This window comes from Roseisolibacter agri (assembly GCF_030159095.1).
Lineage (GTDB): Bacteria > Gemmatimonadota > Gemmatimonadetes > Gemmatimonadales > Gemmatimonadaceae > Roseisolibacter > Roseisolibacter agri.
The window spans coordinates 164,783-189,807 of record NZ_BRXS01000002.1 but is presented as its reverse complement, the minus strand read 5'-3'; the positions used below and the strand labels follow the sequence as shown (position 1 = coordinate 189,807).

Genomic DNA, 25,025 nt, shown 5'->3' with positions numbered 1-25,025 from the left:
TCCGCCTCATCGTTCTCCGTTCCAATGTCCTCCGCCCCATCGTTCCGGGACCACTTTTCCGGGCACGCCCCCGCCTACGCCCGCGCCCGCCCCACCTACCCGCGCGCGCTCTTCGCGGGGCTGGCGGCGCTGGCGCCCGCGCACCGTCTGGCGTGGGACGCGGGCACCGGCAGCGGGCAGGCGGCGGTCGCGCTGGCGCGGCACTTCGACCGCGTCGTCGCGACGGATCCCAGCGCGCCGCAGATCGCCAGCGCCGTGCGCCACCCGCGCGTGACGTACGCCGTCGCGCTGGCCGAGTCGTCGGGGCTCGCGGACGCGTCGTGCGACCTCGTGACCGTCGCGCAGGCGCTGCACTGGTTCGACGTGCCGCGCTTCTGGGACGAGGCGCGTCGCGTGCTGCGCCCGCGTGCCGTCGTCGCCGCGTGGACGTACGCGCGCCTGCGCGCCGCGCCGGCGGTCGAGGCGGTGGTCGACGCGCTCGACGCGACCGTCGGCCCGTGGTGGCCGCCCGAGCGCGCGTTGGTGGACAGCGGCTACGCGACGCTCCCGTTCCCCTTCGCGCGCATCGCGTTCGACGCGCCGCCGATGACCGTGCGCTGGACGCGCGAGGCGCTGCTCGACTACCTGCGCACCTGGTCCGCGGTGCGGCGCTGGAGCGCGGACCACGGGCGCGATCCGGTCGCCGACATCGAGGCGCCGCTCACCGCCGCGTGGGGCTCGGCCGCCCGACGTACGATTCGGTTCCCGCTGTCGATCCTCGTCGGGCGCGTCTAGTCCGCCCGTTCGTCCCGCCCCGCTCCCGCTCGTCCCGGGCGCACGCGCGCGACGGCCGCGGCGCGGTAGAATGGAGCATGCACGCGCCGCCCACACCGTCGTCCGAGACGCCGCCGCGCAGCCAGCTGCGCGGCCCGTGGCTGTGGGCGGGCGTGGGGATCGGACTGGCGCTGCTGCTCCTGCTGCGGCTCGCGTACCAGATCTTCCAGGACCTGGCCGAGCGGAACTCCGGCGAGATCCCGGAGCGCGTGTTCGAGGAGCTGACGGGGATCGGGGTGGCGATCCCGCTCATCGTCCTCGCGGTGCGGCTCGCGCAGCGCGTGCCCATCGTGCAGCGCCGCTGGTGGCGCCCGCTGCTGGTGCACGGCACCGCGTTCGTCGTCATCAGCACGCTGCACACGACGGGGATGATGCTCGTGCGCGGCGCGCTGGCGCCGGCGTTCGGCTTCGACGGCTACGCGCCGCGCTTCACCTTCGCGCGCTACGCGTACGAGGGCGCCAACGACGTGCTGCCGGTCGCGGTGCTGCTCGCCTTCCTCGCGCTCGCGGACCACCTGCTGGCCGGCCGCGCGCGCGAGCGGCGCGCCGCGGCGCTGGAGCGCAGCCTGCTGGAGGCCGAGCTGCGCGCGCTGCGCCTGCAGCTGCAGCCGCACTTCCTCTTCAACGCGCTCAACACGATCTCGTCCACGATGTACGACGACCCGGCGGCCGCCGACGCCCTCCTCGGCCGCCTGTCGGAGCTGCTGCGCACCTCGCTGCGCACGACGCACGCGCACGAGGTCCCGCTGCGCGACGAGCTGGCGCTGCTGGAGCAATACCTGGGGCTGATGCACGCGCGCTTCGGCGACCGGCTGACGGTGCACGTGGACGCGTCGCCCGCCGCATCGGCGTGCCTCGTCCCGTCGATGCTCCTGCAGCCACTGGTGGAGAACGCGGTGCGGCACGGCGGCGTGGCGACGACGGGGCGCGGCGTGGTGCGCATCGATGTCACGCGCATCGACGACCAGCTGGAGCTGCGCGTGCACGACGACGGACCGGGGCTCGCGCCGGGACGCGACGCGCTGGCGTCGGGGACGGGGCTCGCGGCCACCGCGCGCCGGCTGCAGCTGCTCTACGGCGCCGCGCACACGCTGCGCGCGGGCGACGCGCGCGACGGCGGCTTCGAGGTCGTGGTGCGCATCCCGGCGCGCGAGGCGCCAGCGGTCGTCGCGCCGATGGAGGCGGTGGCCGTCGCATGAGCGAGCCGCTGCGCGTGCTGGTCGTCGACGACGAGGCGCCCGCGCGCCGCAAGCTCGCGCGGCTCCTCTCGGCGATGCCGGACGTCGCGCTGGCCGGCGAGGCGGAGACGGGCGCCGAGGCGGTGGAGCGCATCGGCGCGCTGACGCCGGACCTGGTGCTGCTCGACGTGCAGATGCCCGTGCTCGACGGCTTCGGCGTCGTGGCCGCCGTCGGCGTGGGGGCGATGCCGCCGGTCGTCTTCGTCACCGCGCACGACGAGCACGCGCTGCGCGCCTTCGAGGTGCGCGCGCTCGACTACCTGCTCAAGCCCGTGACGGCGGAGCGGCTGCGTGAGGCGATCGACCGGGTGCGGTCGCGTCCGCGCACGCCGGCGGCGGAGGCGGAGCGCGCGGCGCGGCTGCAGGCACTCGATGCGCCGCCGGCGCCGGTGCTCCGCCACCTCCTCGTGCAGGACGCGCAGGGGGCGCGACTGCTGTCCGTCGAAGACGTCGAGCTGGCGCGCGCCGAGCGCAACTACGTCGCGCTGCACACGGCGACGGGAACGTTCCGCGTGCGCGGCACGATCGGCGAGCTGGCGGCGCGCCTGGATCCGGCGCGCTTCCTCCGCGTCAACCGCTCGGACGTGGTGCGGCTGGATGCGATCCGCGAGCTGCAGCCCTGGTCGCACGGCGACTACCGCATCGTGCTGCGCGACGGCTCGGCGCTGCTCTGGAGCCGCCGCTTCCGCGCGGAGCAGGCGGGGGCGTTCGAGCTCGGGTAGCTCCGCGCGCGGGGCCCGAACTGCATTGGACAAGATTACAACGGATTCGACGGACAAGATCGGATTACTTCCTGTGTGGCGGCGACGGCCCATGCACCACGCGGAGCGTAATCCGGCTCTTGTCCGTCCAATCCGTCCAATCCTGTCTAATGCAGTTCGCAGTTCAGGGTCGGGCGCGCCGTTCTGCGATCATCGCGGCAGCGCGAACACCACGATCTCGTCCGACTTCCCGAACGCGTCGCCGTCGCCGCCCGCCGCCACCGCGACGTACTGCCGTCCGCGCACCGCGTAGGTCATCGGCGTCGCCTTCGCACCGGCGGGCAGCGCGGCGCGCCACAGCTCGCGCCCCGTCTCGACGTCGAACGCGCGCAGCTGCTGGTCGAGCGTGGCGCCCACGAACACCAGCCCACCCGCGGTGACGATCGGGCCGCCGAGGTTGGGGGAGCCGAGCGTGCGCGCGCGCAGCGTGTCCGCATGCGCCGCGGCGCCGGTGGCGACCGCCGCCCGCGCCACCGTCGCCTCGCCGGCGCCGCGCGACGGCGCGATCGGGATCGGCGTGCCGAGCGGGACGCGCCAGGCGATCGTCCCGGTCTCGACGTTCACGGCCACCAGCGCGCCGAACGGCGGCGGCGTGCACGGCACGCCCGCGGGCGAGAGCAGCAGCCTGCGACGCATCCCGTACGGCGTGCCGCGCATCGCGGCGTACTCCCACCCCGCCTCGCGCGGATCGCCCATGCGCTCGCGCGGGATCAACTGCACCACCGCCGCGATCGTGTTCACGGGCACGACGGCCAGCTGCCGCGCGGGATCGAAGGCCACGCCGCCCCAGTGCGCGCCGCCGATGTTCGACGGCACCGCGAGCGTGCCGCGCAGGCTGGGCGGCGTGAAGATGCCGTCGTTGCGCAGGCCGGCGAGCATCGCGCGGCACGCGGCGCGGTCCGCGCTGTCGGCGCCGAACGCGTCGTCGGGCGTGATGCGATGCGGGCTCAGTGGCGGGAGCGCCGAGAACGGCTGCGTCGGCCACGCTTCCTCGCCCGGGACGTCGCTCGCGGGCACCGGCCGCTCCTCCACCGGCACGATCGGCGCGCCCGTCGCGCGGTCGAGCACGAACAGCATGCCGGTCTTCGTCGCCTGCAGCACCGCGTGGATCGACCGGCCGCCACGCCGCACCGTCACGAGCGCCGGCGGCGACGCGTTGTCGTAGTCCCACAGGTCATGGTGCACCGTCTGGAAGTGCCACGCGACGGCGCCCGTGCGCGCGCGGATCGCGACCAGCGCGTTCGCGTAGCGGTTCTCGCCGAGCCGCGCGCCGCCGTAGTAGTCGGGGCTCGGGCTGCCGGTAGGGACGAACACGAGGCCGCGCGCCGTGTCGGCCGCGATGACGCTCCACGCGTTCGCGCCGCCGGTGCGCCGCGCGTCGCCCGCGCCCGCGGGTCGGCGCCATCCGTGCGTCTGCGCCTCCGCCGAGTCGACCGGGACCGGATGGAACGTCCACCGCAGCGCGCCCGTGCGGGCGTCGAAGCCGCGCACCTCGCCGCTCGCCATGTCGGTGCGCCCGTTGTCGGCGATCGCCGATCCCACGACGATCACGCCGTCGACGATCGCGGGCGGCGACGTCTGCTCGTAGTCCTCGAACTCGGCGGGCGCGATGCGCAGCCCCTGCCGGAGGTCGACCTGTCCGCCGTCGCCGAACGTGGGGCACGAGGCGCCGTCGCGCGCGTCGATCGCGATCAGCCGCGCGTCGATCGTCGCCAGGATCACGCGCGCGCGGCAGCGGGCGGTCGCGGGCGCCTGCGCGTCCACCCAGTACGAGACGCCGCGGCTGGTGAAGTCGCCGAACGTCGCCGCGCGCGGCACGCCGGGGTTGTAGCGCCACCGCTCGCGCCCCGTCGCGGCGTCGAGCGCGAAGACGCGGCCCAGCGGCGTGCTGACGTACATCGTGCCGTCGACCACCAGCGGCGTGACCTCGAGCGACACGCGGCGGCTGCCCGTCGCGAACTCGGGGCGCGTCTCGCCCGTGTGGAAGCGCCACGCGACCTGCAGCCGGCCGACGTTCTCGCGCGTGATCTGCGTCAGCGGCGAGGAGCGCGCGCCGCCGGGATCGCGGCCGTAGCTGCCCCAGTCGCCGTCGGGCTGCTGGGCGTGCAGCGCGGCGGGGAGCGACAGCAGCAGGAGTCGTGTCGGACGTGCGGGCATGCGGCCCATCGGCCTCTGGTGAGGATGCGGATGCCTCGGATGGAACGGATCATTCGGATCGCTCCGCGAAGCGCACGGAGCGTCGCCGCCGCGTGGGACGATCCGAGGCATCGGCTCCGATCCGGAGCATCCGCATCCTCCCCACAGGCAACAGGTCCGGCGCGCCGATGCGCGCCGGTACTCTGCGCCCTCCCGTCTCCCTGCGCGATGCTCGCGGGACCAGCGGGACCTGCGCGGGACGAACGGGCGTCCGCCGACGCTCAGCGCGCCGGCGTCAGCGCCTGCGGATACAGCGCCCGGTACAGGTCGCGCCCGCGCAGCACGATGCGCACGTAGTCGCGCGTCTCCTCGTACGGGATGCGCTCGACGAACAGCTCCGGGTCGTCCGCGCCGGGCGACGTGCGCCAGCGCCGCACGCGCGACGCGCCCGCGTTGTACGCCGCGAGTGCATAGGCGGGGTGCGGCCAGCCGGTGAGCGCCGCGCGCAGGTGCCGCATCCCGAGGGCGAGGTTCACCTCCGGGTCGAACAGCAGCGCGGCGTTCCACGCACCGCGCGCCGCCGCGTCGCGCGACGTCCACAGCGAGCGGCCCACGTCGGGCATCAGCTGCATCAGCCCGCGCGCGCCCACCGGCGACACCGCGTCGGCGGTGAAGTTCGACTCCTGCTTGATGAGCGCCGCCGCGAGCGCGGGCTCGATGCCGCGCGCCGTCGCCTCGCGCTGCAGCGCGTCGCCGTAGAGCAGCGGATTGAGCAGCCGGTACGTCGGCACGGTGCGCGGCGCCCCCGCCTCCACCGCGCGCGCGGCGAGCCGGATCGACGGGCCGGGCCGCCCGCTCGTCTGCAGCGCCGCGGCCGCGCCCAGCTGCCGCGGCACGCTCTCCTCCGCCCACCGCGTCAGCCAGTCGCGCTCCAGCCCCGCCTCCGATCCCATGCCGAGCCGCTCGAGGAGCTGCGCGCGCTGCGCGACGGCGACGGCGGTCGCCTGCTCGTCGCTGGTGGCCGTCGGCACCGCGCCGTCGGGCGGGACCCACGGCGCCTGCGACAGGCGGCGCGCCGCGAGCCCCGCGTAGTACGACGCCGGCTCGCGCGACACGACGTCGCGCCACCGATCGCGCGCGCGCGAGGCGTCGCCGGCGGCCGCCCACGCGCGCCCCGCCCAGTACGTCGCCGCCGTGCGCTCGTCCGCGGTGGGCCAGCGCGCCACCAGCGAGTCCAGCTCCGCCGCGGCCTGCGCGGGCGCGCCGCTGAACGCGAGCAACGCGCCCCGGAACGCCGCCAGCGGCGCCCACGCGCTCTGCGGGTGGCGCGCGGCGACCTCGCGGAACGCGGTGCGCGCGTCGCGCTCGCGGCCGTCGTCCACCGCCAGGTCGGCGAGCAGGTAGCGCGCGCTCGCCGCGGCCGCGTCGTCCGGGTAGCGCGCGAGGACGCCCTGCAGCCCGCTGCGCGCACCGCCGCCGTCGCCCGCGCGCAGCCGCGCGCGCGCCGCCTGGAACGCCGCCTCGCCACCCGGCGCGCGGGCGTACTGCGCGGCGGCGTCGCGCCACCGGCCCATGCGCGCCAGCAGCGCGCCGTACGCCGCGCGGTCCTCGGGTGCGCCCTCGCCCGCGTCGAGCGCGGCGGCCCACGCCTGCGCCGCGCGCGCGAGCGTCGGCGCCGCGCCGCCCGCCGACGTCAGCGCGCGCGCCACCAGCAGTCGCTCGGCCGCCGGCAGCGGCGCGAACGCGCTGTCCAGCGCCGTCGCCGCCTCGCGCAGGTCGGCGCGATCCAGGCCGACCACACGCGACGCCGGCAGCGCGCTCGCGCGCGCGAGCCCGTCGCGCACGATGCCGGCGAGCACGCCGCGCAGCTGCGCGCGGGCGTTCGCGTCGCCGCGGCGCGTCGCGTCGTCCAGCCGCAGCGTGGCCGCGGTCGCTTCCGCGCCGAGCGCGTCCCAGGCGGTCGCCGCCCCCGCGAGGTCGCCGCCCCGCGCGCGCGCCGTCGCCTCGACGACGTCCAGCCGCTCGCGCGCCGCGGGCGTCGTGATCGCGCCCCGCTCGCGGGCGCGCACCGTCGCGTCGGGCTCCAGCGCGAGCGCGCGCAGGCGCAGCCAGTCGGCGACCGCGGGCGCCAGCTCCGCCGCACGGCGATACGCGGTGCGTGCCGAATCGGCCAGGGGCGCGTCGAGCGTGACGGCCGTCGTCGCGCGCGTCTCGAGCGCGCGGGCGGTGCGCACCAGCGCGGCCGCCTCGGCGTGGCGCTGCAGCGTGCCCGCCGACGTGGCGGTGACGGTGGGACTGGTGGCCGCGCTGTCGGCGGGCGTGGCGGCGGGCGGCTGCGCGCCGGCGCACTGGCCGCCGTTGGCGGCGGTCGTCAGCGCGACGCCGAGGGCGAGCGCGGCGGCGCGGAGGGAGCGGGGCTGCGAGGGCATGCCCCGCCAGGTTCAAGCACGGGGCCACCGCGGCGGGCTCGGCGCCGCTGCTCGCCGATGCCGCGCGTTCCTGCTCAGGCTTCGGGGGTCAACCCTCGGGGATGACGTCGCGCTCGAAGACGAGCGTCAGTCGCTGCGCGTCCTGCGACATCATCGTTGGCGCCCACCCGCCGCGGCTCCGCTCGTTCAGGAGATCCGTCAGCGCGTCCTCGTCGTCGCGAAGGTGGCGCGTCAACCGGAGCACGACCGCCTGGTATTCCTTCATGCCGTTGGAGCGAGGGTGAGTCGGACCGGCTCGGCGCGTTGAACGTTGGCGTCGCAATGGTTAGACACGCGCCGAGCGTTTCACAAGAGGCCGTCCGTTCCTCGTGACACGCGGCTCACGCGTTGTCTGAGTCGTCATGTAGTCGTGACGACGTCGCGTTGCCGTCCACCGCATCTGTTCTGCATCAGCTTGCACGTACCGGACCCGTGCGTCCCGCGGTGGCATTCTGCGCCGTCCCGGGCCTCGCTAGCCTGTGCCCGATCCGCGCACCAACCGAGGCGTGGAGCGCTCGCTGCAGTCGCGACGTGCCCGGTCCAGCCCCCACAGCGCGCCGAGGCGCGCCTCGCCGACGTCGCGGCGGACGAACGCGAAGTACTCGGCGAGCGGCTCCCCCGCACTCGCCGGCCACCACACGGGAATCTGCGCCTCGCGCGCGTCCAGCAGCTCGGCGGCCACCGCGCGGCGCGCCAGCGCCAGGTCGGTGGTCAGGGAGCCGGTGTCGGCGAGATGCAGACGGCCGTCGAGCAGCGCCCAGTTCCGCGGGCCAAGGATCTCGTCCGTGTCCACCAACCCCACCCCACAGCGCCAGAGGCGGTGCTGCCCCTCGGCGACGTCCGCCCAGCGGAACAGGGCGAAGCCGGTGAAGAAGTCGAAGAAGTGGTCGGCCCGGCGCTGCTGCAGCACCGGACCGGCGTACTGGTGCGCCCTCCCGTCCACGCGCAGCGTGCAGCGCGCGTGAAGGATCCGGAACGGGAGCACCACGTCGCTCGCCGGCCCGCACGCCAGCTCGCGCAGCGCGAGGCACATGCGCTGGAACTGGCGAAGGCGCGCCGACCGGTGCCGCACCGCCCACGCGTGATCGACGCAGCGATCGGCGAGAGTCGCGGTGCGTTGCAGGCCATGGCGGGCGAGCGTGCGCAGGCGGACCGGCCGCTCGCCATCGTGGGTCTCGAGCCGTCGACGGGCGTCGACGCACGCCGCGAGCACCGCGCGCTTCCATCCTCTCGTGGCGACCGCCGTACGCCACGTGACCGGTGACGGCAGCAGTGCATCGAGGATCGCCGGCGTCTTGTAGACCCAGCCGTCGCTCGGCTCGTGGGTGGAAACGAACACGTGCTGGGTCGCACCCGACGCCGTGAACGTGAGGTCCAGCTCCGTCGGTGCGGCGACGGTCACGCGGGGGGAGCGCTCGGCAGCGTCGGCAGCACGCGTCCGGGTGCAGGCGCCGGCACGCGCACGTCCGGCGCGGTGGCGGCCGAGTACTTCGCGCGGCTCGGCGCGTGCTTCTGTACGCGCCGGTCGTAATGGCAGTGGCAGTTCGGGCACCCGAGCGCGAAGCTGTCGCGCGCGCACCGGTTGTGCTCCCGCGTGAAGAGCATGTCGCGCAGGCGCTGCTCGTGCAGGTTGCCGAGCCGGTACGTGACATAGCACTGCTGCACCGTGCCGTCGGCGCCCACCCAGAGCATCTGGTGGCTGTCGCACGGCACGCGCATGTCGCCGAGCTTCATGACCCAGTCCGGCACCGAGCGCAGCCCCTCGACGCTGTGGTTGAAGCGCGCCGGATGTGCCTCCCGCAGCCGCAACACCTCGGCGATCACCTCCTCCACGGCGGGGCGGTCCTCGGGACGGAACTGCAGCATCCGGTCGGGGCCCTCGGTGAAGTACGGAAGCGAGTAGTGCACCAGGTCGACCTGGAAGCGCGCATCGAACCGCTCGGCGAAGCTCCACGCGGAGTGCAGCGCCTCGATGCTGCACGAGGGACGCATGAGCAGCCAGTTGATGCGCAGCATGATGTCCGAGCCGTAGCGCTCGCGAACCGTCGTGAGGCTCCTGGTGAGCTGCTCGAAGCGGTCCTTCCGCTGCACGTAGGCGTCGTACGTGGCGCCCGTCCCGTAGAAGCCGATGTTGATGGTGCGCAGCCCCGCGGCGTACAGCTCGTCGATCCGGTCGCCGAGGCGGATCCCGTTCGTCGTGACGTACGCGCCCAGGCCGATGCTGCGCGCGTGCGCGATCATGCGCGGCAGATCCGGATGCAGGAGCGGCTCGCCTCCGTAGAAGCGCACGTCCCAGAACCCGGCCGCCTTCGCGTCGTCCAGCAGGTCGCGGACGACGGGCCACGGCAGCTGGCTGCCCGGCATGAACTCGCGTCCGTAGCGGCAGCCCATGCAGCGCAGGTTGCAGTGCGCCGTGATGGCGATCTCGAGGTGCCGCGGCTCCGGGCGAATGAGCGCCGGGATCACCGTCGCCGCCGAGTGGCGCGCCCGCTCCAGATGCGTGTCGGCTTCGACGAGTGCCTTCCAGACGCGCGGGTGCTGCTTGAGGCGATCGCGCACGAGGGCGCGCATGGTGGAGCGGAGGGTCACGCGGTCTCCGTGATGAGGATGCCGGAACGGGCGGCCCACGCGTCACGCCTGCGCGTCCTGACGGCTGATGGGCCCGACTGCGGCGAAGATACGCAGCACGCATCTCCCCGCCAGAGCGGCGCGAGCAGGCGCGCGCCGCCTGTCGCGCGTCCGTCACGCGGCATTCTGCGCCGTCCCGGGCCTCGCTAGCTTGCGCCGCATGGACACCACCTCGACGCCCGACGCGGTCGCGCAGGGCCACGCGCACGGCAGCGCGCCGACCAACGCGGACACGCCCGCCTCGCTCGTGGTCGTGCGGCACCCGCTGGTGCAGCACAAGCTCGCGCTGCTGCGCGACCGCCGCACGCCGACCAAGATCTTCAAGGAGCTGGTCGACGAGATCGCGATGCTGATGGCCTACGAGGCCACCGCCGACCTCGCGCTGGCCGAGGTGTCCGTCGAGACGCCGCTGGAGCGCACGGTCGGCCACGAGGTGAGCGGCAAGAAGCTCACGCTCGTCCCGATCCTCCGCGCCGGGCTCGGCATGGTCGAGGGGATCCTGCGCCTCGTGCCGGCGGCGCGCGTGGGCCACATCGGCCTCTACCGCGACCACGACACGCTCGAGCCGGTGGACTACTACTTCAAGGTCCCCGGCGACGCGGCGGAGCGCGACTTCTTCGTGCTCGACCCGATGCTCGCCACCGGTGGCAGCGCGGCGAGCGCGGTGACGTCGCTCAAGCGCGCGGGCGCGACGCGCATCAAGTTCCTCTGCCTCGTCGCCGCGCCGGTCGGCGTGCGGCGCCTGGCCGAGGCGCACCCCGACGTCACCATCTACTGCGCGTCGCTCGACCGCGAGCTGAACCCGCAGGGGTACATCCTGCCGGGGCTCGGCGACGCGGGCGATCGACTGTTCGGGACTCGGTAAGGGCGGAGGACGGAACGGCGGAGAATGATGGAGCGGAGGACGATGGGGCGTGAGACGGAACGGCGGACCCTCCAGGCTTGATGCTCCAAGCTCGCAGGGTCCGCCGTTCCGTCTCACGCCGTTCCGCTCTCCGCAGTACCGCCCTCCGCCGTTCCGTCCTCCGCGGTACCGCGCCTATCCGAACCACTCCCGCGGACAATCCCGCTGCTGCCGCGCCGCATCGATGACCCACTGCTGCGTGGTCACGTCCGCGACCTCCTGCGGCACCTGGTCGAACCACTGCCGCGCCTTGTCGCCGTCGCCGACGCGGCGCCACAGCTCGCCCACGAGGTAGGTGAGCACCGCGCGCTCCTCGGGCGCGACGCCGTCGAAGCCGTCCAGCGCGCGCTCGAACGCCCACGCCGCCTTGCGCCGGAAGAAGCGCTCGGCCTCGATGTCGCCCTCGTCGACGCAGCACCACGCGGCGCGCAGCAGCAGGTCCGCGACGTGGCGCGGCTCCATCCCCTGCCACTCGGCCACCTTCGCGGCGGCTTCGTACTTCTCGGAGCCGAGGACGCCCGGCTTGCTCGGCGCGGCGCCGGGGAGGGCGCCCTGCAGCGCGCTCGACGCGGCGACCTGCGGCGCGAGCTCCGTCCACACCTGCTCGCGGAGCATCGGCGAGACGTCCGCCTCCTCCGTGAAGTCGCGCTCGGCGCCGGTGTAGCCGCAGCGCTCGCACATGTGCACGAGGTAGGGCAGCGGCTGCGTGCCGGCGGCGCGCTCGTGGAAGTCCGTGCGCTTTCCGCCGAAGGAGTTCGTCGACACCACGGCCTGCGACCGGAAGTGCGTCTCGCACACCGGGCAGGTCAATTCGATTTGCTGAAGCGTGGTCATGGTCCTTCTCCCGCTCGTACTCGGTGCCGACCTGTCCTTCGCGCGGCTCTGCGGCGTAAGTGTGGGTCTGACCGGAGGTTGGCCGCTCTGCGACGGCGTTCGTGACCCCTGGAAAAGCCAATTCCATGCCACGTTGCGCGCGAGAGCGGGCCTGTTCGTCGGCGGGTTCCGCGACGGCCTGCGACGCGGATCACACGTCGATGACACGCGGATGACAGGACGTCGCAGTCGGCACCGCGCGGCCTTGTTCGTGCCCCTGATGGCGGGGTATCTTCTCGCGCCTCCCACCTGCGGCGGACGCCGTTCGCGCGGTGGTGTCGCCCCGCCTCGTCGATGCTGATCAATCTCCTGCCCGACTTCCTGGCCGTCCTGCAGCACGGCGACCGCGTCGCGGCGTACCAGCGCTACTTCGAGACGCATCGTGCGCTGCTGGCGGCGTACTGGGACAACTACGTCGTCGATCCGGACGGGCCGCACTTCGAGGAAGTCGTGCGGGCGACCGTCGCCGCGCCGCGTGACGACCTGCACGCGATGCTCGAGCAGATCGACGTCGTCGCGCTGGCCGCCGACGCTGCGCGGCGCGCCGCCGACGTGCTGGAGCCGGACGTCGAGATCGACGTCGTCGTGATGGTGGGCGTGGGCGCCGCGAACGCGGGCGAGCTGGTGGTCGACGGCCGCGGCACGGCGTTCGTCTGCCTCGAGCACTTCACCGGCATCGCGAACCCCGCCACGCAGGGACTCGGCCTCGATCCGGGGCTGGTGCCGCTGTGGGTCGCGCACGAGGCGGCGCACGCGGTGCGCTACACGTCGCCCACCAGCCGCAGCGCGCTGCGCACGCTCGTCCACGAGGCGGGCGGCTACTACTCCTACTGGGAGACGGGGCGCCGCGGCGCGCTGCGCGAGCACCTGGTGAACGAGGGCCTCGCGGTCGAGGTGTCGCGCCTCGTCGCGCCGGGCCACGCGGCGTGGGAGTACTTCGGCTACGGCCGCCGCCAGTACGCGCGCATCCGCGAGCTGGAGCCGATGCTCGCGCGCGCGGTGGCGCCGGAGCTGGACACGTCGGGACTCGGCCTGCGCCTGCGGTGGCTGTCGGGCGGCATGAGCGACGAGGCGCGCACGTACGACCGCTACGTCATCCCGGAGCGCGCGGGCTACTACGTCGGTGCCCGCCTCGTCGAGCCGGCGATCGCGTCGCGCGGCGCGGGCTGGGCGATCCGCGCATCGGCCGAGGAGCTGTGCACGGCGGGGCAGACGCACGTGGTGGCGACGGCGTAGGCGCGCCCGACCCGAACTGCATTTGGCAAGGATACGATCGGACAGGATCTGATAAGAGCGGATGGCTCCGCGTGGTGCGACGTTCTTCGCCACCACGCGGAGCCATCCGTCGTCATCCGATCTGCTCGGACTTTCATCCTTGCTGTTGTTGCCGTTCCGTCGCCCGCCTAGCGCGCCTGCACGGTCACGCGCGTCCGCTGCTCGAACGCGTGCGTCGCGGTGCCGATGGTCATCGTCATCGTCGTGCGCCCCTCGCCGGTGACGCCGCGCAGCACGCCGCGCGCGGGATCGAGCAGCAGCGTCGCGTCGGCGATGCCGGTGCCGGTGACGCGGACGGACTGCCCGCCGGCGAAGCCCTGGCCGCGCAGCGTGCTGTTGGCGCGGCGGCGCACGCGCAGCAGCGCGCCCTCCTGCCGCTCGACCTCGTAGGCGGCGATCGCCTGCACGCTCACCGGCAGCGGACCGGCGCAGGTCGTGGTGGCCACGGTGTCGCGCCAGCGCGCGCCGACGGTGAGCGGCGTCGTTCCCGCGGGCACGCGCGGCAGCGCCTCGCGCGCCACCGCCAGCGCGGTGAGCGCCGACGCGCCGGTCGGCGTCCCGCACCCGCCGGCGGCGGCGGTGCCGTCGACGTCCAGACGCACGGCGCCGCGTGGACTCACGCTCCCCCGTAGCCCGACGGGCGGCGCCGGCGCCGGATCCGCACCGCCCGACACGCGCGCCGACGCGCGCACGCGCAGCGAGTCCACGCGGCCCACCACCGCGCGCGTCCCGCCGCTGCCGGCCGGCTGCACGGCCAGCGACACGTGGGCCGAGCTCTCGACGCGCTCGCGCTCCGCGCCGCCTCCGGAAGCGCTTCCGCCACCGGTGCGCTCGACGTCGGCCTCGGTGCGCACCGCGAACGCCTGCACGTCCGGCGACCAGGCGAAGCGCCACGAGGTGGTCGCCGACGGGGCGGGGGTGGGCGTCGCGCCGGCGGGCGGGCGCGGCGACGGCGCCGGCGCGTCGGTCGGCGCGGGCGCGCGTCCGGCGCAGGCGCCCAGCGCGATCACGGTCAGGACGCGGAACGGAGGACGGGGCACGCGAGCCTTTCCGGCGACGGGTGGGGCGGAGACGGTCCCGCCCCGCGAGCCGGAGCGCGCGGGGCGGAACGTGGCGACCGGCCTGTAAGCCGGGTTCTGTCGGACGGCGTGAACGCCGCCCGGACGGTCATTTCTCTCGGCGCCCGGTCACCCGGGACGCTCCAGCAGCCTACCCGCGGCTTTGACGGGACGGGCCGTCCCTCGCCGCCTACTTGGCCTTGCTCCGACCGGGGTTTACCGTGCCGCCCCCGTTGCCGGGGGCGCGGTGGGCTCTTACCCGCCTGACGGGGCGCTCTCGCCCCCCGCCGGCCGCGGATCCTGCCGCGCACCCTTTCACCCTTGCCTGTGCCGCGGACGCTCGCGCGCCCGGGGCCATCGGCGGTGTGCTCTCTGTTGCACTGTCCGTCGCACGCGGTGGAGTGCCGCGCGCGCCCAGGCGTTACCTGGCGGTCTGCCCTGCGGAGCCCGGACTTTCCTCGGGTGGACGCGGTCGCCCGCGCCACTCGCGACCGTCCGGCCGGCCGCCACGTCCGAATCATACACCGGCCGCGTCGCCGCGGCACGCGACGCCTCCTCCGGATGAGGTCCGCGCACCGCCGGCCTCCCACGTTGGCGACACGCGTCGGCGCCGACGCCGACGTCGGACCCGCGTGCAGGGAGGCGAGTGACGGACGATGCGGTACCATGAGGGAGAGACGGATGGCGGTGGGGGTGGCGCCCCCGTCGCGGTGCGGCGGCGCGCCGGCTACCGGTCGCCAGTCGGCGCGCCGCTGACCTACCGGCCGCGCGAGTCGGTCCGATCGGCCACCGCCGGCGGCGAGCCCGCGCGCGTCGCGCCGGTCGTGACGCTGCTGACGCCGGACGAGCGGCTGCGCGTGCAGGCCGTCGGGCTGGGTGCGTTCGAGGCGGTGCACCGCGACGCGATGGAGGACGTCGTGCACGAGCTGCGCGGGCGCTCGTGCGCCGCCGTGGTGGTCTCGACGGCGCAGGTGGCGCGAAGCGGGCGCGCGACTGCCGCGCGGGTGGGCGACGTCGTGCGCGGCTTTCCGCGCGTGCCGGTCGTCGCGCTGGTGGCGGACGCGGGGCCCGGCGTGCCGCAGGTGCTGCTGGCGCTGGGGCGGGCAGGCGTCCGCTGTCTGGTCGACGCGCGCCAGGCGGATGGCTGGCAGTCGCTGCGCGACGTGCTCGGGAGCGATCCCGCGCGGCAGGTGGGGCGGGAGGCGCTGGCGCGGCTCGCCCCCGACCTGGAGGGGGCGTGCGAGGGGTGCCAGCGCTTCTTCGGCGCGCTGTTCGAGGTGCCGCCCGAGCCGGTGACCGTGCAGATGCTGGCGCGCCGGCTGGGCGTCCGGCCGACGACGCTCATGAGCCGCTTCGCGCGCGCGGGGCTGCCCAGCCCGAAGCGCTACCTCGCGTACGCGCGGCTCGCGCGGGCGGCGCGCCTGCTCGAGAACCGGAGCGCGACGCTGGCCGCGGCGGCCGACCAGCTGGAGTACTCCAGCGCGCAGAGCTTCGGGCGGCACGTGCGCATGCTGCTGGGCATCGGGGCCGCGCAGTTCCGCCGCGAGTACGATGCTGAACGGATGCTGGCGCGATTCCGCGACGAGTTGGTCGCGCCGCACGCCGCGCGACTCAGGCGCTTCGCCCCGCTCGGGCGCGTCTGATGAAGGGGCTCAGGCGCGGCGCCCGAGCAGGCGGCCGATCGTGCGCCACGCCGCGCGCACGAGGAGCGCGATCAGGACCGTCGTCGCCAGGGCGATGGCGAGCGCGATCCACGGATGCTGCCAGACGAGCAGGGCGATGGTGGCGACGAAGCCCGCTTCCGCGACGTTGGCGACGCCGTTCGTGACCGGCTCCGGGCTGGCATCGATCGCGACGCGGGCGCCCAGCTTGGTCGCCTGGGTGCCGAGTGCGAGCGTGCCGCCCAGCAGTCCGGCGGCGACGATGATCGCGGGGTCGGCGTGCCAGGCGGTCGCGACCGCGAGGGCCGTCCCGGCGAGCGGGCGCAGCGTGCTGTGGACCGCCTCCCAGGCGGAGGCAACCCCCGGGACGAGCGTGGCCAGGAACTCGATGAGGTAGAGCGCGGCCGCGAGGCCGATGACCCACCAGCTCGACAGGCCCGTGAGGGCGGACGGCAGCTGGTCGATCCACTGTTGGCGCGCCGCGAAGCCCAGGAGGGCGACCGTGGCGTAGGTGCTGACGCCCGCGGCGGAGGCGAGCGCCATGGCCTGGGCCAGCAGGGTCGCGGACATGGGCGGGTGGCTCGGGAGCGGGAAGGCGGTCGGCGGTCGGTGACGGTCGTTCAGCGGGAGGCGGCGTGCCGCCAGCCGCGCAGGCTCACTTCCTGGGCGCGGGTCAGCAGGCGATGGAGCACGGAGAGCGCGAGCGCGACATCGATCCCGCCGATGGCGGCGGTCTGGCGTACGACCGTCTCGATCTCGTCGCGCATCACGGCGTAGTCGCGGCGCAGGTGGAGCTCCGCCCATCCCATCCGGTAGCGCTGCTCGCCGTGGCGGAAGGCGATCTCCTCCTGGATCGCGCTGCCGTCGCGGAGCAGGTCGGCGTCCATGCCACCGCTGTGCTCCAGGGCGACCAGCGTCTGCGCCAGGTCGGCGACGAAGCTGAGGGCGTGGTCCTCGAGCTGGGCGCGCGCGAGGGCGGACGCCTGGGGGAGCGTCGGGTCGGCGCGGAGGCGCGCCGTGTAGCCTTCGAGGAGCGGCTCCAGCCGCTGGCGCAGGCGTGTCCCGACGGTGGCGAGCCCATGCGTGGCATCTTCCGCGTCCTCCCACGGTCGCGCGACGGCCCGTGCGGCCAGCGGCTGGGCCTTCGGCTGGCCGCTGGCCGAGCGGGAGCGGGGGACGCGGGTGCGCCGGGGGGTCTCGTCGGAGGCGAGGGCCGGGGGATCGGGAAGGCGTGTCGGGAGCCAGATCGTGAAGTGCGCGCCCTGGCCCGCCTCGCTGCGGAGGGTGAGGTCGCCGCCCATCAGGCGCGCGAGGCCGCGGCTGACCGCGAGGCCCAGCCCCGTGCCGCCGACGGTGCGCGTGCGGCTGCCGTCGCCCTGGACGAAGGGCTCGAAGACCGCCTGATGGAGCGCCGGCGGGATTCCGACGCCCGTGTCGTGGACCTGGATCGTGACCCACGGGCCCGTGCCGGCGCGCGGGCCGTCCTCGCCGGTCGGGACGTCGCTCGCGATCTCGACCGTGATCGTCCCGCCGGCCGGCGTGAACTTGACCGCGTTCGTGAGGAGGTTGACGAGGATCTGGCGGACGCGATGCTCGTCACCGACGAAGCGCGCGTCGGCCTCCGGGGGCGGCTCGACGACGCGGACGCCGCGGGCCGCCGCCTGGGAGGCGATCAGCGCCAGCGCGCCACCCGTGAGGGGGCCGACCGTGCCGGGGACGCGCTCGATCACCAGCCGGCCCGCCTCCAGGCGCGCGAGGTCGAGCACGTCGTCGACGAGGCCGAGGAGGTGGCGGCTGCTCGTGAGGACGCGCTCGAGGTAGCCGCGCTGGGCGTCCGTGACCGGTCCGGCGACGCCCAGCTCCAGCAGCTGCGCGTAGCCGGTGACCGCGTTGATCGGCGTGCGGAGCTCGTGGCTCATCGTCGCCAGGAAGTCGCTCTTGGCGCGGGCGGCCACCTCGGCGGAGGCGCGCGCCTGCTCCGCGCTGCGGCGCGCCTGGTCGGCCGCCTCGCGCGCCGCGCGCAGCTCGCCGGCGAGGCGCTCCGCCTCCTGGCGGGCGCGGCGCTCCGCGGCGATGGCGCGGGCGGCCTCGTCGCCCGCGCGGAGCAGGGCGACGTCGCGCTGGAGGACGAGGAGCCCGTCGCCGACCGGGTAGGCGCTCACCTCGACGCGACCGCTGTGGGGCGACGAGAAGCTCTCGACGTGCGCCGTGCGCTGGTCGCGCATCGCGCGGGCGAGCGTCTCGTGGAGCGCGCCGCCGGCGGCCTGCGGCAGCACCGACCAGAGGGAGCGGCCGACCACCGCCGCGGGGGTCGTGCGCCAGAGCTCCGCGGCGCGCCGGTTCACGAAGCGGAGGCGCCAGTCGCGGTCGACGACCCAGAGCGGGTCGGTCACCAGCTCGACGAGGGTCCCGAGGGCGTCGCGGTCCAGCGCGGCGGCCGGGGCGGGGGCATCGGCGATCTCGGGGCGTCCGAGGGCCACGGTCACGTCGCCGCCCGTGGGGCCGGGCACGTGGCCAGTGATGGGCTCCGTCCACAGGGGCGACCGGCGCTCCGCGGCCCCGTCTCGACGCTGCCGGCGGCGGTCGGGGCGCTCACGCCGATCGACCGACGGATACTCGCCGCCCGGCACGCCGGCGTCACCCGCGTGTCCGTCGGCCGTCGGCGGGGCGGCGGCGGGGCGCGGGTGCGGCGCGTGGGAGGTGCGGGGCGGCGGCGACATGGTCCGCGCGAAGTGCGAAACCCGTGCGCGCACGTCACATGGGCGTCGGCAGGGCGCCGTGGATGCGGTTGCCGGGGGTAGGACGGCGCGTCATTGATTGCCCGATCAGTGAGCGACCCTCTACATTGACCACGTGAGCAATATCATTCGCCGGCTCGTGCCGGCCCGAGGGTAGCGCCGATGGGCGGACGCAAGCTGCCCGAGGAGGAGCGCCGAGCGGAGATCCTGCGCGCGGCATACGCGGTAGCCGCTCGCGAGGGGCTGGCCGGCGTCACCGCGCGTGCCGTGGCGGCCGAAGCCGGCGTGAGCAGTGGGCTCGTCTTCTTCCACTTCGGGGAGAAGGACGCGCTGCTGGCCGCGTTGCTCGACTGGCTGCTGGCGAGCACGCTGGTCGCCGGCGAGCTGCCGACGGCCGCGCTGCTGGCCTCCATGCCCGCCGACGCGACCGCGTCCGAGCGGATGCTCGCCGTGGTCCGCCGCGACCTGCTGGCGCTCCGGCGCGCCCGCGCCCGCGTCGAGCTGTTCTTCGCCTACTGGGTCCTGGGCACCCACGACCCGGTGATCCGCCAGACCATCCGCGCGGCCCTCGCGCGCTACCGCGCGTCGTTCCTGCCGCTGGCCGAGGCGGTGGTGGCGGAGGCGCCGTGGCGCTGGGGGCCGGACGGCGCGGCGGGGCTGGCCAGCGTCGCGGCCAGCTTCGTCGAGGGGAACGCGCTGCGCGCCGTGCACGACCCCTCCGGCTTCGACGCCGACCGCGCCATGGCGGCGCTGGTCACGCTCCTCCGCACGCCCGGCTCGACTCCCGTCTCCACGTTTCCCGACGCACCGTGATGCAGCACGCGCCATCGCCCGACGCTCGACACGAGCACGCCCCTTCGCACACGCACGACGAGCCGCACGACGACATCATCCACCCCTCGCCGCTGGCGTTCATCCTGGTGCACGTGGCGTGCATCGGCGCGTTCTGGAGCGGCGTGCCGGCGAGCGCGCTGCTGCTCTGCCTCGCGCTGTACGTGGTGCGGATGTTCGGCGTGACGGCCGGCTACCATCGCTACTTCTCGCACCGCTCGTTCAAGACGGGGCGCGTGATGCAGTTCGTGCTCGCGTTCATCGCGCAGAGCACCGCGCAGCGCGGGATCCTCTGGTGGGCGGCGAAGCACCGGCACCACCATCGCCACAGCGACACCGAGCACGACGTGCACTCGCCGCGGCACATGGGCTTCTGGTACTCGCACGTCGGCTGGATCTTCACCGCGCAGCACGACACGACGGACTTCGACAGCATCCCGGACCTGACGAAGTATCCGGAGCTGATGTGGCTCGAGCGGCATCCGTACCTGCCGGCGGCGACGCTCGCGATCGCGTGCTTCGCGCTCGGCGGGTGGCCGGCGCTGTTCGTCGGGTTCTTCTGGAGCACGGTGCTGCTGTACCACGGCACCTTCTTCATCAACTCGCTGGCGCACGTGCACGGGAAGCAGCGCTACGTGACCGGCGACGACTCGCGCAACAACTGGTGGCTCGCCGTCATCACGCTGGGCGAGGGGTGGCACAACAACCACCACGCGTACCAGCGCTCGACGCGGCAGGGGTTCCGCTGGTACGAGTACGACCCGACGTTCTACATCCTCAAGGCGATGTCGTGGCTCGGCCTCGTGTGGGAGCTCGGTGAGCCGCCGGCCGATGTCGTGCGCAACGAGCGGCAGCTGGGCCGCGCGGTGATCGAGAAGGTGTCGCGCCACCTGGCGGAGAGCTTCCACGCGCCGGCGATCGCGGCGCGGCTGCAGGAGTCGCGTGAAGTGCTGGAGCATGCGCTCGCCGACGCACGACACGCGGCGCAGCACGCGCGCGACGAGGCGGTGGCGAAGCTGACCGCGCGGCTGGCGGAGCTGCACCTGCCGCACGTGCCGACGCTGGACGAGCTGCGCGAGGCGGCGCGGCAGAAGTACGCGAGCTCGCCGTCGATGGAGACGATCGTGCTGCGGGCGCGGGAGCGGCTGCTGGAGGCGATCGCGCGCGAGCTGCTCGCGCCCTCGCTGGCGGGGCCGGCGCCGCTGCCGGCCTGACCGATTCGATGCGGGATGCACGAAGGGGGCGCTCCGAGTGGAGCGCCCCCTTCGTCGTTCGCGCGAGCGTCGTGCGCTCGGTCCAGCTCAATCCATCAGCCGCAGCGGCATCACCAGGCAGAGGTACTTCGCCGGATCGCTCCACCCCTCGGGCTCCACCGTCGCGGCGCGCTCCGGCGCCTTGAACGTGAGGCGGATCTCCTCGGTCGGCATGTAGCGCAGGATCTCGAGGAGGTAGCTGGCGTTGAAGCCGATGTCGAGCTGGTCGCCCTCGAAGCGGATCGGCAGCTCGTCGGCCGCCTCGCCCAGGTCGGGCGTCTGCACCGAGAACTTCAGCATCCCCGCGTTGAACGACAGGCGGATCCGGTGCGTCTGGTCCGACGCGATGACCGACATGCGCTTCAGCGCGCTCGTGAGCGAGCCCTTGTCGGCGATCGCGTACTTGTCGTTGTCCTTCGGGATGACCTGCTCGTAGTTCGGGTACGGCCCCTCGATCAGGCGCGTGTACACCGCCGTGAACGGCGAGCGGAAGCCGAGGTGGTTGTCGCCGCGCGCGATCTCCAGCTCCTCCTCCGCCGGGAAGAGGCGGCGGATCTGGTCGAGCGCCTTCGGCGGCACGATCAGGTCGCCCGTCGCCGCGCCCGTGGACGCGATGGGGAGCTCCATGCGCGCCAGGCGGTGGCCGTTGGTCGCCACCATGCGCATGCGCTCGGGGCGCAGCTCCCACAGCACGCCGTTGAGGATCGGGCGGCTCTCCTCGGTGCTGACGGCGAACGACGTGTGCTGGATGAGCTTCTGCAGGTCGCCGCTCTTGATGCGCCAGCTCTCGTCGAAGCGGACCGCGGGGAAGGCCGGGAACTCGTCCTTCGGCAGGCCGAGGAGCTTGAAGCGCGAGCGGCCGCACTCGAGCGTCACGCGCTGCTCGCCGGCGGCCGCGATCTTCACGGGCGAGGGCGGGAGCTCGCGCGCGATCTCCTGGAGCTTCTTCGCCGGGATCGTGATCGCGCCCGGGGTCTCGACGTCGGCCGCGACCTCCGTGCTGACCGCGATGTCCAGGTCCGTGCCCGACAGGCGGATCCCGCGCTCGGTGGTCTCGAGCAGGATGTTGGCGAGCACCGGCAGCGTGGTCTTGGCCGGGATGCTCGCCGCGACGGCGCTGAGGCCTTCCTGCAACTTCTCCCGGGAGATCGTGAAGCGCATGAGCGGCACGGGTGCCCGCGAGACGGGCGGTTGAAACGCGAGGAGTCGCGAGACCGACGGACGATGCCGCGCGGCTGCGGGAACGAGCGGTCGAGCGGGCGGGATCGTGCGGCTCGTCCACATCTGCCCAGGTCCGACTGGTACTTGCTGTTTTATAGATCTAGAAGACAGCAGTACCAGTAGAGGCTGTGGACGTGTCGAGAGCCGCCGGAAGTTACGCTGGCGTCGGCACTTTGCCAGTGGGAATCGGTCCGGCTCGATGTGGACGGCGGTGGGGATCGGCGGCCTTCTCCACGTGGCGGCACCGTGGAGAACCGCGGCGTGTGGAGTGCGGCCCCGCCGCTGTGGAGTACGTGCCCGCGATGTGGAAGCCGGTGGGCATCAGCGCAGGGTTTCCAACACGCGCCGCACCTTCTCCACGCGCGCGCGAAACGCCTCGTCCTCGGCCATCATCGCCACGGCGCGCTCCAATGAATGGATGACCGTGGAGTGATCGCGGCCGCCGAACGCGCTCCCGATCTCCACCAGCTGCAGCGCGAGCAGCTCGCGCGTGAGCCACATCGCGACCTGGCGCGGCACGGTGAGCGTCTTGGTCCGCGTCTTCGACTGCAGCCCGTCCGGCGTCACGCCCCACTCGGCGCTCACGGCCTGCTGGATGACGAAGGGCGTCAGCGGCGAGCCCGCGGGGATGCCGAGCGCCTGGCCGGGCGCGCTCACCAGCGTGCCGGTGCGGGCGGCGACGGCGAGCGCCTCGACGGCGCCCTCGGAGCGCAGCTTGTCGCGCAGCGCCTCGCGCGCCAGGTCGACGGTGATGTCGCCGCGCTTGAGCGAGGCGTACGCCAGCAGCTTGATGATCGACCCTTCCAGCTCGCGCACGCTCGACTTCACGTGCTGCGCGATGAACTCGAGGACCTCGTCGGGGATCGTGAGCTCGAGGTGGTCCAGCTCCGCCTTCTTGCGGAGGATGGCGACGCGGTGCTCGAACTCCGGCAGGTCCACGTGCGCGACCATGCCCCACTCGAAGCGCGAGACGAGGCGCGCCTCGAGCCCGGGGATCTCCTTGGGCGGGCGGTCGCTCGTGAGGCAGATCTGGCGCCCCGCCTCGTAGATCGCGTTGAACGTGTGGAAGAACTCCTCCTGCGTCGTCTCCTTCCCCTTCAGGAACTGGACGTCGTCGACCAGCAGGAGGTCGGTCTCGCGGTAGCGCCGGCGGAACTCGGCCGTCGTGCGGCTCTGGATGGCGGCGACGAACTCGTTGGTGAACTGCTCGGTGCCGATGTAGGTGATCCGCGTGTACGGATCGCGCTCCAGCATCGCGTGCGCGACGCCCTGCATCAGGTGCGTCTTGCCGAGCCCCGTGTCGCCGTAGATGAAGAGCGGGTTGTAGACCTTGCCGGGGGCCTGCGCGGCGCCCTGCGACGCGGCGGCGGCGACGTCGTTCGACTTCCCGATGACGAAGTGGTCGAACGTGTAGCGCGGGTTGAGCGGCGCGGAGATCGCCGGGGCATTCCCCAGCGTCGAGCGTCGAGCGTCGAGCGTCGAGGTGGCGCGGTCACCGCCCGTCGGGCGCCGCTCGGGCAGCACGGGCGGCGGCGGGGCGATGAAGAAGTCGATCTGGGGCTTCTTCTCGCGCTCCTCGTCCACCGTGAAGACGACGTGGACGGGGTGCCCGAGGGCGACCGGCGCGTAGGAGCTCAGGAGGGCCGCATGCTTCGACTCGTTCCACTCGGCCGAGAAGCGGTCCGGGGTCCCAACGACGATGGTGCGGTCGTCGACCGAGAGGGCCGCGGTCGGCTCCAGCCAGGTGCGGAAGGTCTGCTCGGGCAGCTCCTGGCGGGCGCGGGCGAGGAGGCGGTCCCAGACTTCGGCGGCCGAGAGCGACATGAGGGACCGGGTACGGCGAGTTCGGGTGAGGCGGGCCCGTCGGTCGAGGGGCGGGACCGATCGGGGGGCGCGAAGGTAGCGCGCGTCGTGTGGAAAAGTCAACGCGATGGTAACGGGCGTCACGGCGACGCCGTTGGGGCGGCCGCGCGGCTTGCCCGGTCTCACGTGCGCGCCAGATGTTTCTCGCGGAAGTCGGTGTGGCGGCGCGAGCTACGGGGCGGCGGCGGATGTGGCGGGCTTGACCTAAGCTCCAGCCCCGGCTAGTCTTGGCGGTCTGCGCCGGCTCAGGGGGTCTCCCTGCGCGGCTGCGTCTGACCGTTCTTTCTGACCCCGCTGGAGCACGACATGGGCAAGCCCACCTACCGGCCCCGGAACAAGCGCCGCATCCGCACGCACGGCTTCCGTGCGCGCATGGCGGACAAGTGGGGGCGTGAAGTTCTCAGCCGCCGCCGCAAGAAGGGGCGCAAGCGCCTGACCGTCCAGCTGCCGACCAAGTACGTCGCCGGGGCCTGAGCCCCGCGCGGCTGCCCGACCCCACTTCGGTGGAGTCGATGGCCGCGGCGGTCCTCGGATCGCGATGTCGCCTGCCCAGGGCTTTCCGCGTCGGCACCGACTGACGCGCGGCACCGAGCTGGACGTGGTACGACGCGAAGGGAAGCGGGTCCGGACCGAGCATCTCGAGGTCCGCGTCCTGGCTTCCCTTCAGTCGTTCCTGCGGGCCGACTCCCCGCTCGCGCGGGCGGCCGAGCCGGCGCGCCCGCGCGTGGGGATCGTGGTGCCCAAGCACCGGCAGAGCGGCGTGGCGCGCAACCGACTCAAGCGGCGGCTGCGCGAGCTGGTGCGGCTGCGGCTCCTCCCCACCCTGCCCCCCGTCGCCCTCGTCGTGCGCGTCCGCCCCGAGGCGTACGGCGCGAGCTTCGAGCAGCTGGCGCGGCAGATCGAGCGCGTGCGGCGCGACGTCGCGCGGCTGACGCTGCCGCCCGCATCCGCTCCCACTCCCGCGCCGCCGGTGGCGGAACCGGCGCCGGAACCCGAGCCGTGAGCGGCCGTAGGGTCCCACACGTGACCGACGCCTCCGAGCCTTCCGTCGTCGCAGCCCCGCCGTCGTTCGGCGCGCGGGCGCTCATGTTCGGCGTGCGCGTCTACCAGGTGGCGCTGTCGCCGGTCTTCGGGGGCCAGTGCCGCTATTATCCTTCCTGCTCCGCGTACGCCCTGGAGGCGCTCGAGCGCCACGGCGCGTGGCGCGGCGCCTGGCTGGCGGTGCGGCGGATCGGCCGCTGCCATCCGTTCCGCCCGGGCGGCTACGACCCGGTGCCGTGACTCGTGCGGCTCCCCTCACGCTC

The 25,025-nt window shown here is 74.2% G+C and carries 22 protein-coding genes and 1 other RNA gene; 11 read left to right on the top strand and 12 right to left on the bottom strand.

Annotated features, from left to right (window positions below):
* The first annotated feature begins 24 nt into the window (after positions 1-24).
* From rosag_RS05465 to rosag_RS05455, 3 genes are all read left to right on the top strand, one after another.
* Positions 25-774, top strand: a complete 750-nt coding sequence (locus tag rosag_RS05465; protein ID WP_284349039.1) for a class I SAM-dependent methyltransferase — start codon at positions 25-27, stop codon at positions 772-774.
* 77 nt (positions 775-851) lie between these two features.
* A complete protein-coding gene (locus rosag_RS05460) occupies positions 852-2,012 on the top strand; it encodes a sensor histidine kinase (RefSeq protein ID WP_284349038.1) in 1,161 nt (386 codons plus the stop codon).
* Positions 2,009-2,773, top strand: a complete 765-nt coding sequence (locus rosag_RS05455) for a LytR/AlgR family response regulator transcription factor (RefSeq protein WP_284349037.1) — start codon at positions 2,009-2,011, stop codon at positions 2,771-2,773. The genes rosag_RS05460 and rosag_RS05455 overlap by 4 nt, the downstream gene beginning before the upstream one ends.
* 189 nt (positions 2,774-2,962) lie before the next feature.
* On the opposite strand, the gene rosag_RS05450 is transcribed toward rosag_RS05455, so the two are convergent.
* The 5 genes from rosag_RS05450 to rosag_RS05430 form a co-directional block, all read right to left on the bottom strand.
* Entirely contained in the window at positions 2,963-4,969 is a 2,007-nt protein-coding gene (locus tag rosag_RS05450; RefSeq protein ID WP_284349036.1) for a pyrroloquinoline quinone-dependent dehydrogenase, read from the bottom strand.
* A gap of 260 nt (positions 4,970-5,229) precedes the next feature.
* Entirely contained in the window at positions 5,230-7,377 is a 2,148-nt protein-coding gene (locus rosag_RS05445; protein WP_284349035.1) for a transglycosylase SLT domain-containing protein, read from the bottom strand.
* 88 nt (positions 7,378-7,465) lie between these two features.
* Entirely contained in the window at positions 7,466-7,642 is a 177-nt protein-coding gene (locus tag rosag_RS05440; protein WP_284349034.1) for a hypothetical protein, read from the bottom strand.
* A gap of 246 nt (positions 7,643-7,888) precedes the next feature.
* Entirely contained in the window at positions 7,889-8,818 is a 930-nt protein-coding gene (locus rosag_RS05435; protein WP_284349033.1) for a hypothetical protein, read from the bottom strand.
* Complete coding sequence (locus rosag_RS05430; RefSeq protein WP_284349032.1) at positions 8,815-10,005, bottom strand: radical SAM protein; 1,191 nt, start codon at positions 10,003-10,005, stop codon at positions 8,815-8,817. The genes rosag_RS05435 and rosag_RS05430 overlap by 4 nt, the downstream gene beginning before the upstream one ends.
* Before the next feature lie 199 nt (positions 10,006-10,204).
* On the opposite strand from rosag_RS05430, the gene upp reads away from it, so the two are divergent.
* The gene (gene upp / locus rosag_RS05425) at positions 10,205-10,909 is read left to right on the top strand and encodes a uracil phosphoribosyltransferase (protein ID WP_284349031.1); all 705 of its coding nucleotides are present in this window, start codon (positions 10,205-10,207) and stop codon (positions 10,907-10,909) included.
* A gap of 174 nt (positions 10,910-11,083) precedes the next feature.
* On the opposite strand, the gene rosag_RS05420 is transcribed toward upp, so the two are convergent.
* A complete protein-coding gene (locus tag rosag_RS05420; RefSeq protein ID WP_284349030.1) occupies positions 11,084-11,782 on the bottom strand; it encodes a DUF2225 domain-containing protein in 699 nt (232 codons plus the stop codon).
* A gap of 333 nt (positions 11,783-12,115) precedes the next feature.
* Here rosag_RS05420 and rosag_RS05415 point away from each other — a divergent pair, with 333 nt between their 5' ends.
* Positions 12,116-13,057: a DUF2268 domain-containing putative Zn-dependent protease gene (locus rosag_RS05415; protein WP_284349029.1), complete on the top strand. Its 942-nt coding sequence runs from the start codon at positions 12,116-12,118 to the stop codon at positions 13,055-13,057.
* 167 nt (positions 13,058-13,224) lie between these two features.
* Here the strand turns inward: rosag_RS05415 and rosag_RS05410 are convergent, their stop codons facing one another.
* Positions 13,225-14,136 (bottom strand): hypothetical protein, encoded by a 912-nt coding sequence (locus rosag_RS05410; RefSeq protein WP_284349028.1) that lies wholly within the window; start codon positions 14,134-14,136, stop codon positions 13,225-13,227.
* 69 nt (positions 14,137-14,205) lie between these two features.
* Positions 14,206-14,661, bottom strand: an RNA gene (gene rnpB, locus rosag_RS05405) — RNase P RNA component class A.
* Between the two features lie 203 nt (positions 14,662-14,864).
* Here rnpB and rosag_RS05400 point away from each other — a divergent pair.
* Entirely contained in the window at positions 14,865-15,797 is a 933-nt protein-coding gene (locus rosag_RS05400; protein WP_284349027.1) for a helix-turn-helix domain-containing protein, read from the top strand.
* A 9-nt stretch (positions 15,798-15,806) separates the two neighbouring features.
* Here rosag_RS05400 and rosag_RS05395 read toward each other — a convergent pair whose 3' ends face one another.
* Both rosag_RS05395 and rosag_RS05390 read right to left on the bottom strand, forming a co-directional pair.
* Positions 15,807-16,385 carry a DUF4126 domain-containing protein gene (locus rosag_RS05395; RefSeq protein WP_284349026.1) on the bottom strand — a complete coding sequence of 193 codons (579 nt, stop codon included), beginning with the start codon at positions 16,383-16,385 and terminating at the stop codon, positions 15,807-15,809.
* A gap of 50 nt (positions 16,386-16,435) precedes the next feature.
* Positions 16,436-18,535, bottom strand: coding sequence for a sensor histidine kinase (locus tag rosag_RS05390; protein WP_284349025.1), 2,100 nt, complete (start codon positions 18,533-18,535; stop codon positions 16,436-16,438).
* A gap of 180 nt (positions 18,536-18,715) precedes the next feature.
* Here rosag_RS05390 and rosag_RS05385 point away from each other — a divergent pair, with 180 nt between their 5' ends.
* Both rosag_RS05385 and rosag_RS05380 read left to right on the top strand, forming a co-directional pair.
* Complete coding sequence (locus rosag_RS05385) at positions 18,716-19,366, top strand: TetR/AcrR family transcriptional regulator (protein ID WP_284349024.1); 651 nt, start codon at positions 18,716-18,718, stop codon at positions 19,364-19,366.
* Complete coding sequence (locus rosag_RS05380) at positions 19,366-20,598, top strand: acyl-CoA desaturase (protein ID WP_284349023.1); 1,233 nt, start codon at positions 19,366-19,368, stop codon at positions 20,596-20,598. Before rosag_RS05385 ends, rosag_RS05380 begins: the two co-directional genes overlap by 1 nt.
* A gap of 87 nt (positions 20,599-20,685) precedes the next feature.
* On the opposite strand, the gene dnaN is transcribed toward rosag_RS05380, so the two are convergent.
* Positions 20,686-21,798, bottom strand: coding sequence for a DNA polymerase III subunit beta (gene dnaN, locus rosag_RS05375; protein WP_284349022.1), 1,113 nt, complete (start codon positions 21,796-21,798; stop codon positions 20,686-20,688).
* Positions 21,799-22,179: 381 nt separating this feature from the next.
* Entirely contained in the window at positions 22,180-23,682 is a 1,503-nt protein-coding gene (gene dnaA / locus rosag_RS05370) for a chromosomal replication initiator protein DnaA (RefSeq protein WP_284349021.1), read from the bottom strand.
* Positions 23,683-24,027: 345 nt separating this feature from the next.
* On the opposite strand from dnaA, the gene rpmH reads away from it, so the two are divergent.
* The 3 genes from rpmH to yidD all read left to right on the top strand — a co-directional run bounded on the left by rpmH (position 24,028) and on the right by yidD (position 25,002).
* Positions 24,028-24,195 carry a 50S ribosomal protein L34 gene (rpmH, locus tag rosag_RS05365; protein WP_275835241.1) on the top strand — a complete coding sequence of 56 codons (168 nt, stop codon included), beginning with the start codon at positions 24,028-24,030 and terminating at the stop codon, positions 24,193-24,195.
* Between the two features lie 64 nt (positions 24,196-24,259).
* A complete protein-coding gene (gene rnpA / locus rosag_RS05360; protein WP_284349020.1) occupies positions 24,260-24,724 on the top strand; it encodes a ribonuclease P protein component in 465 nt (154 codons plus the stop codon).
* 83 nt (positions 24,725-24,807) lie between these two features.
* Positions 24,808-25,002: a membrane protein insertion efficiency factor YidD gene (yidD, locus tag rosag_RS05355; protein WP_309298176.1), complete on the top strand. Its 195-nt coding sequence runs from the start codon at positions 24,808-24,810 to the stop codon at positions 25,000-25,002.
* The last annotated feature ends 23 nt before the right edge of the window (positions 25,003-25,025 follow it).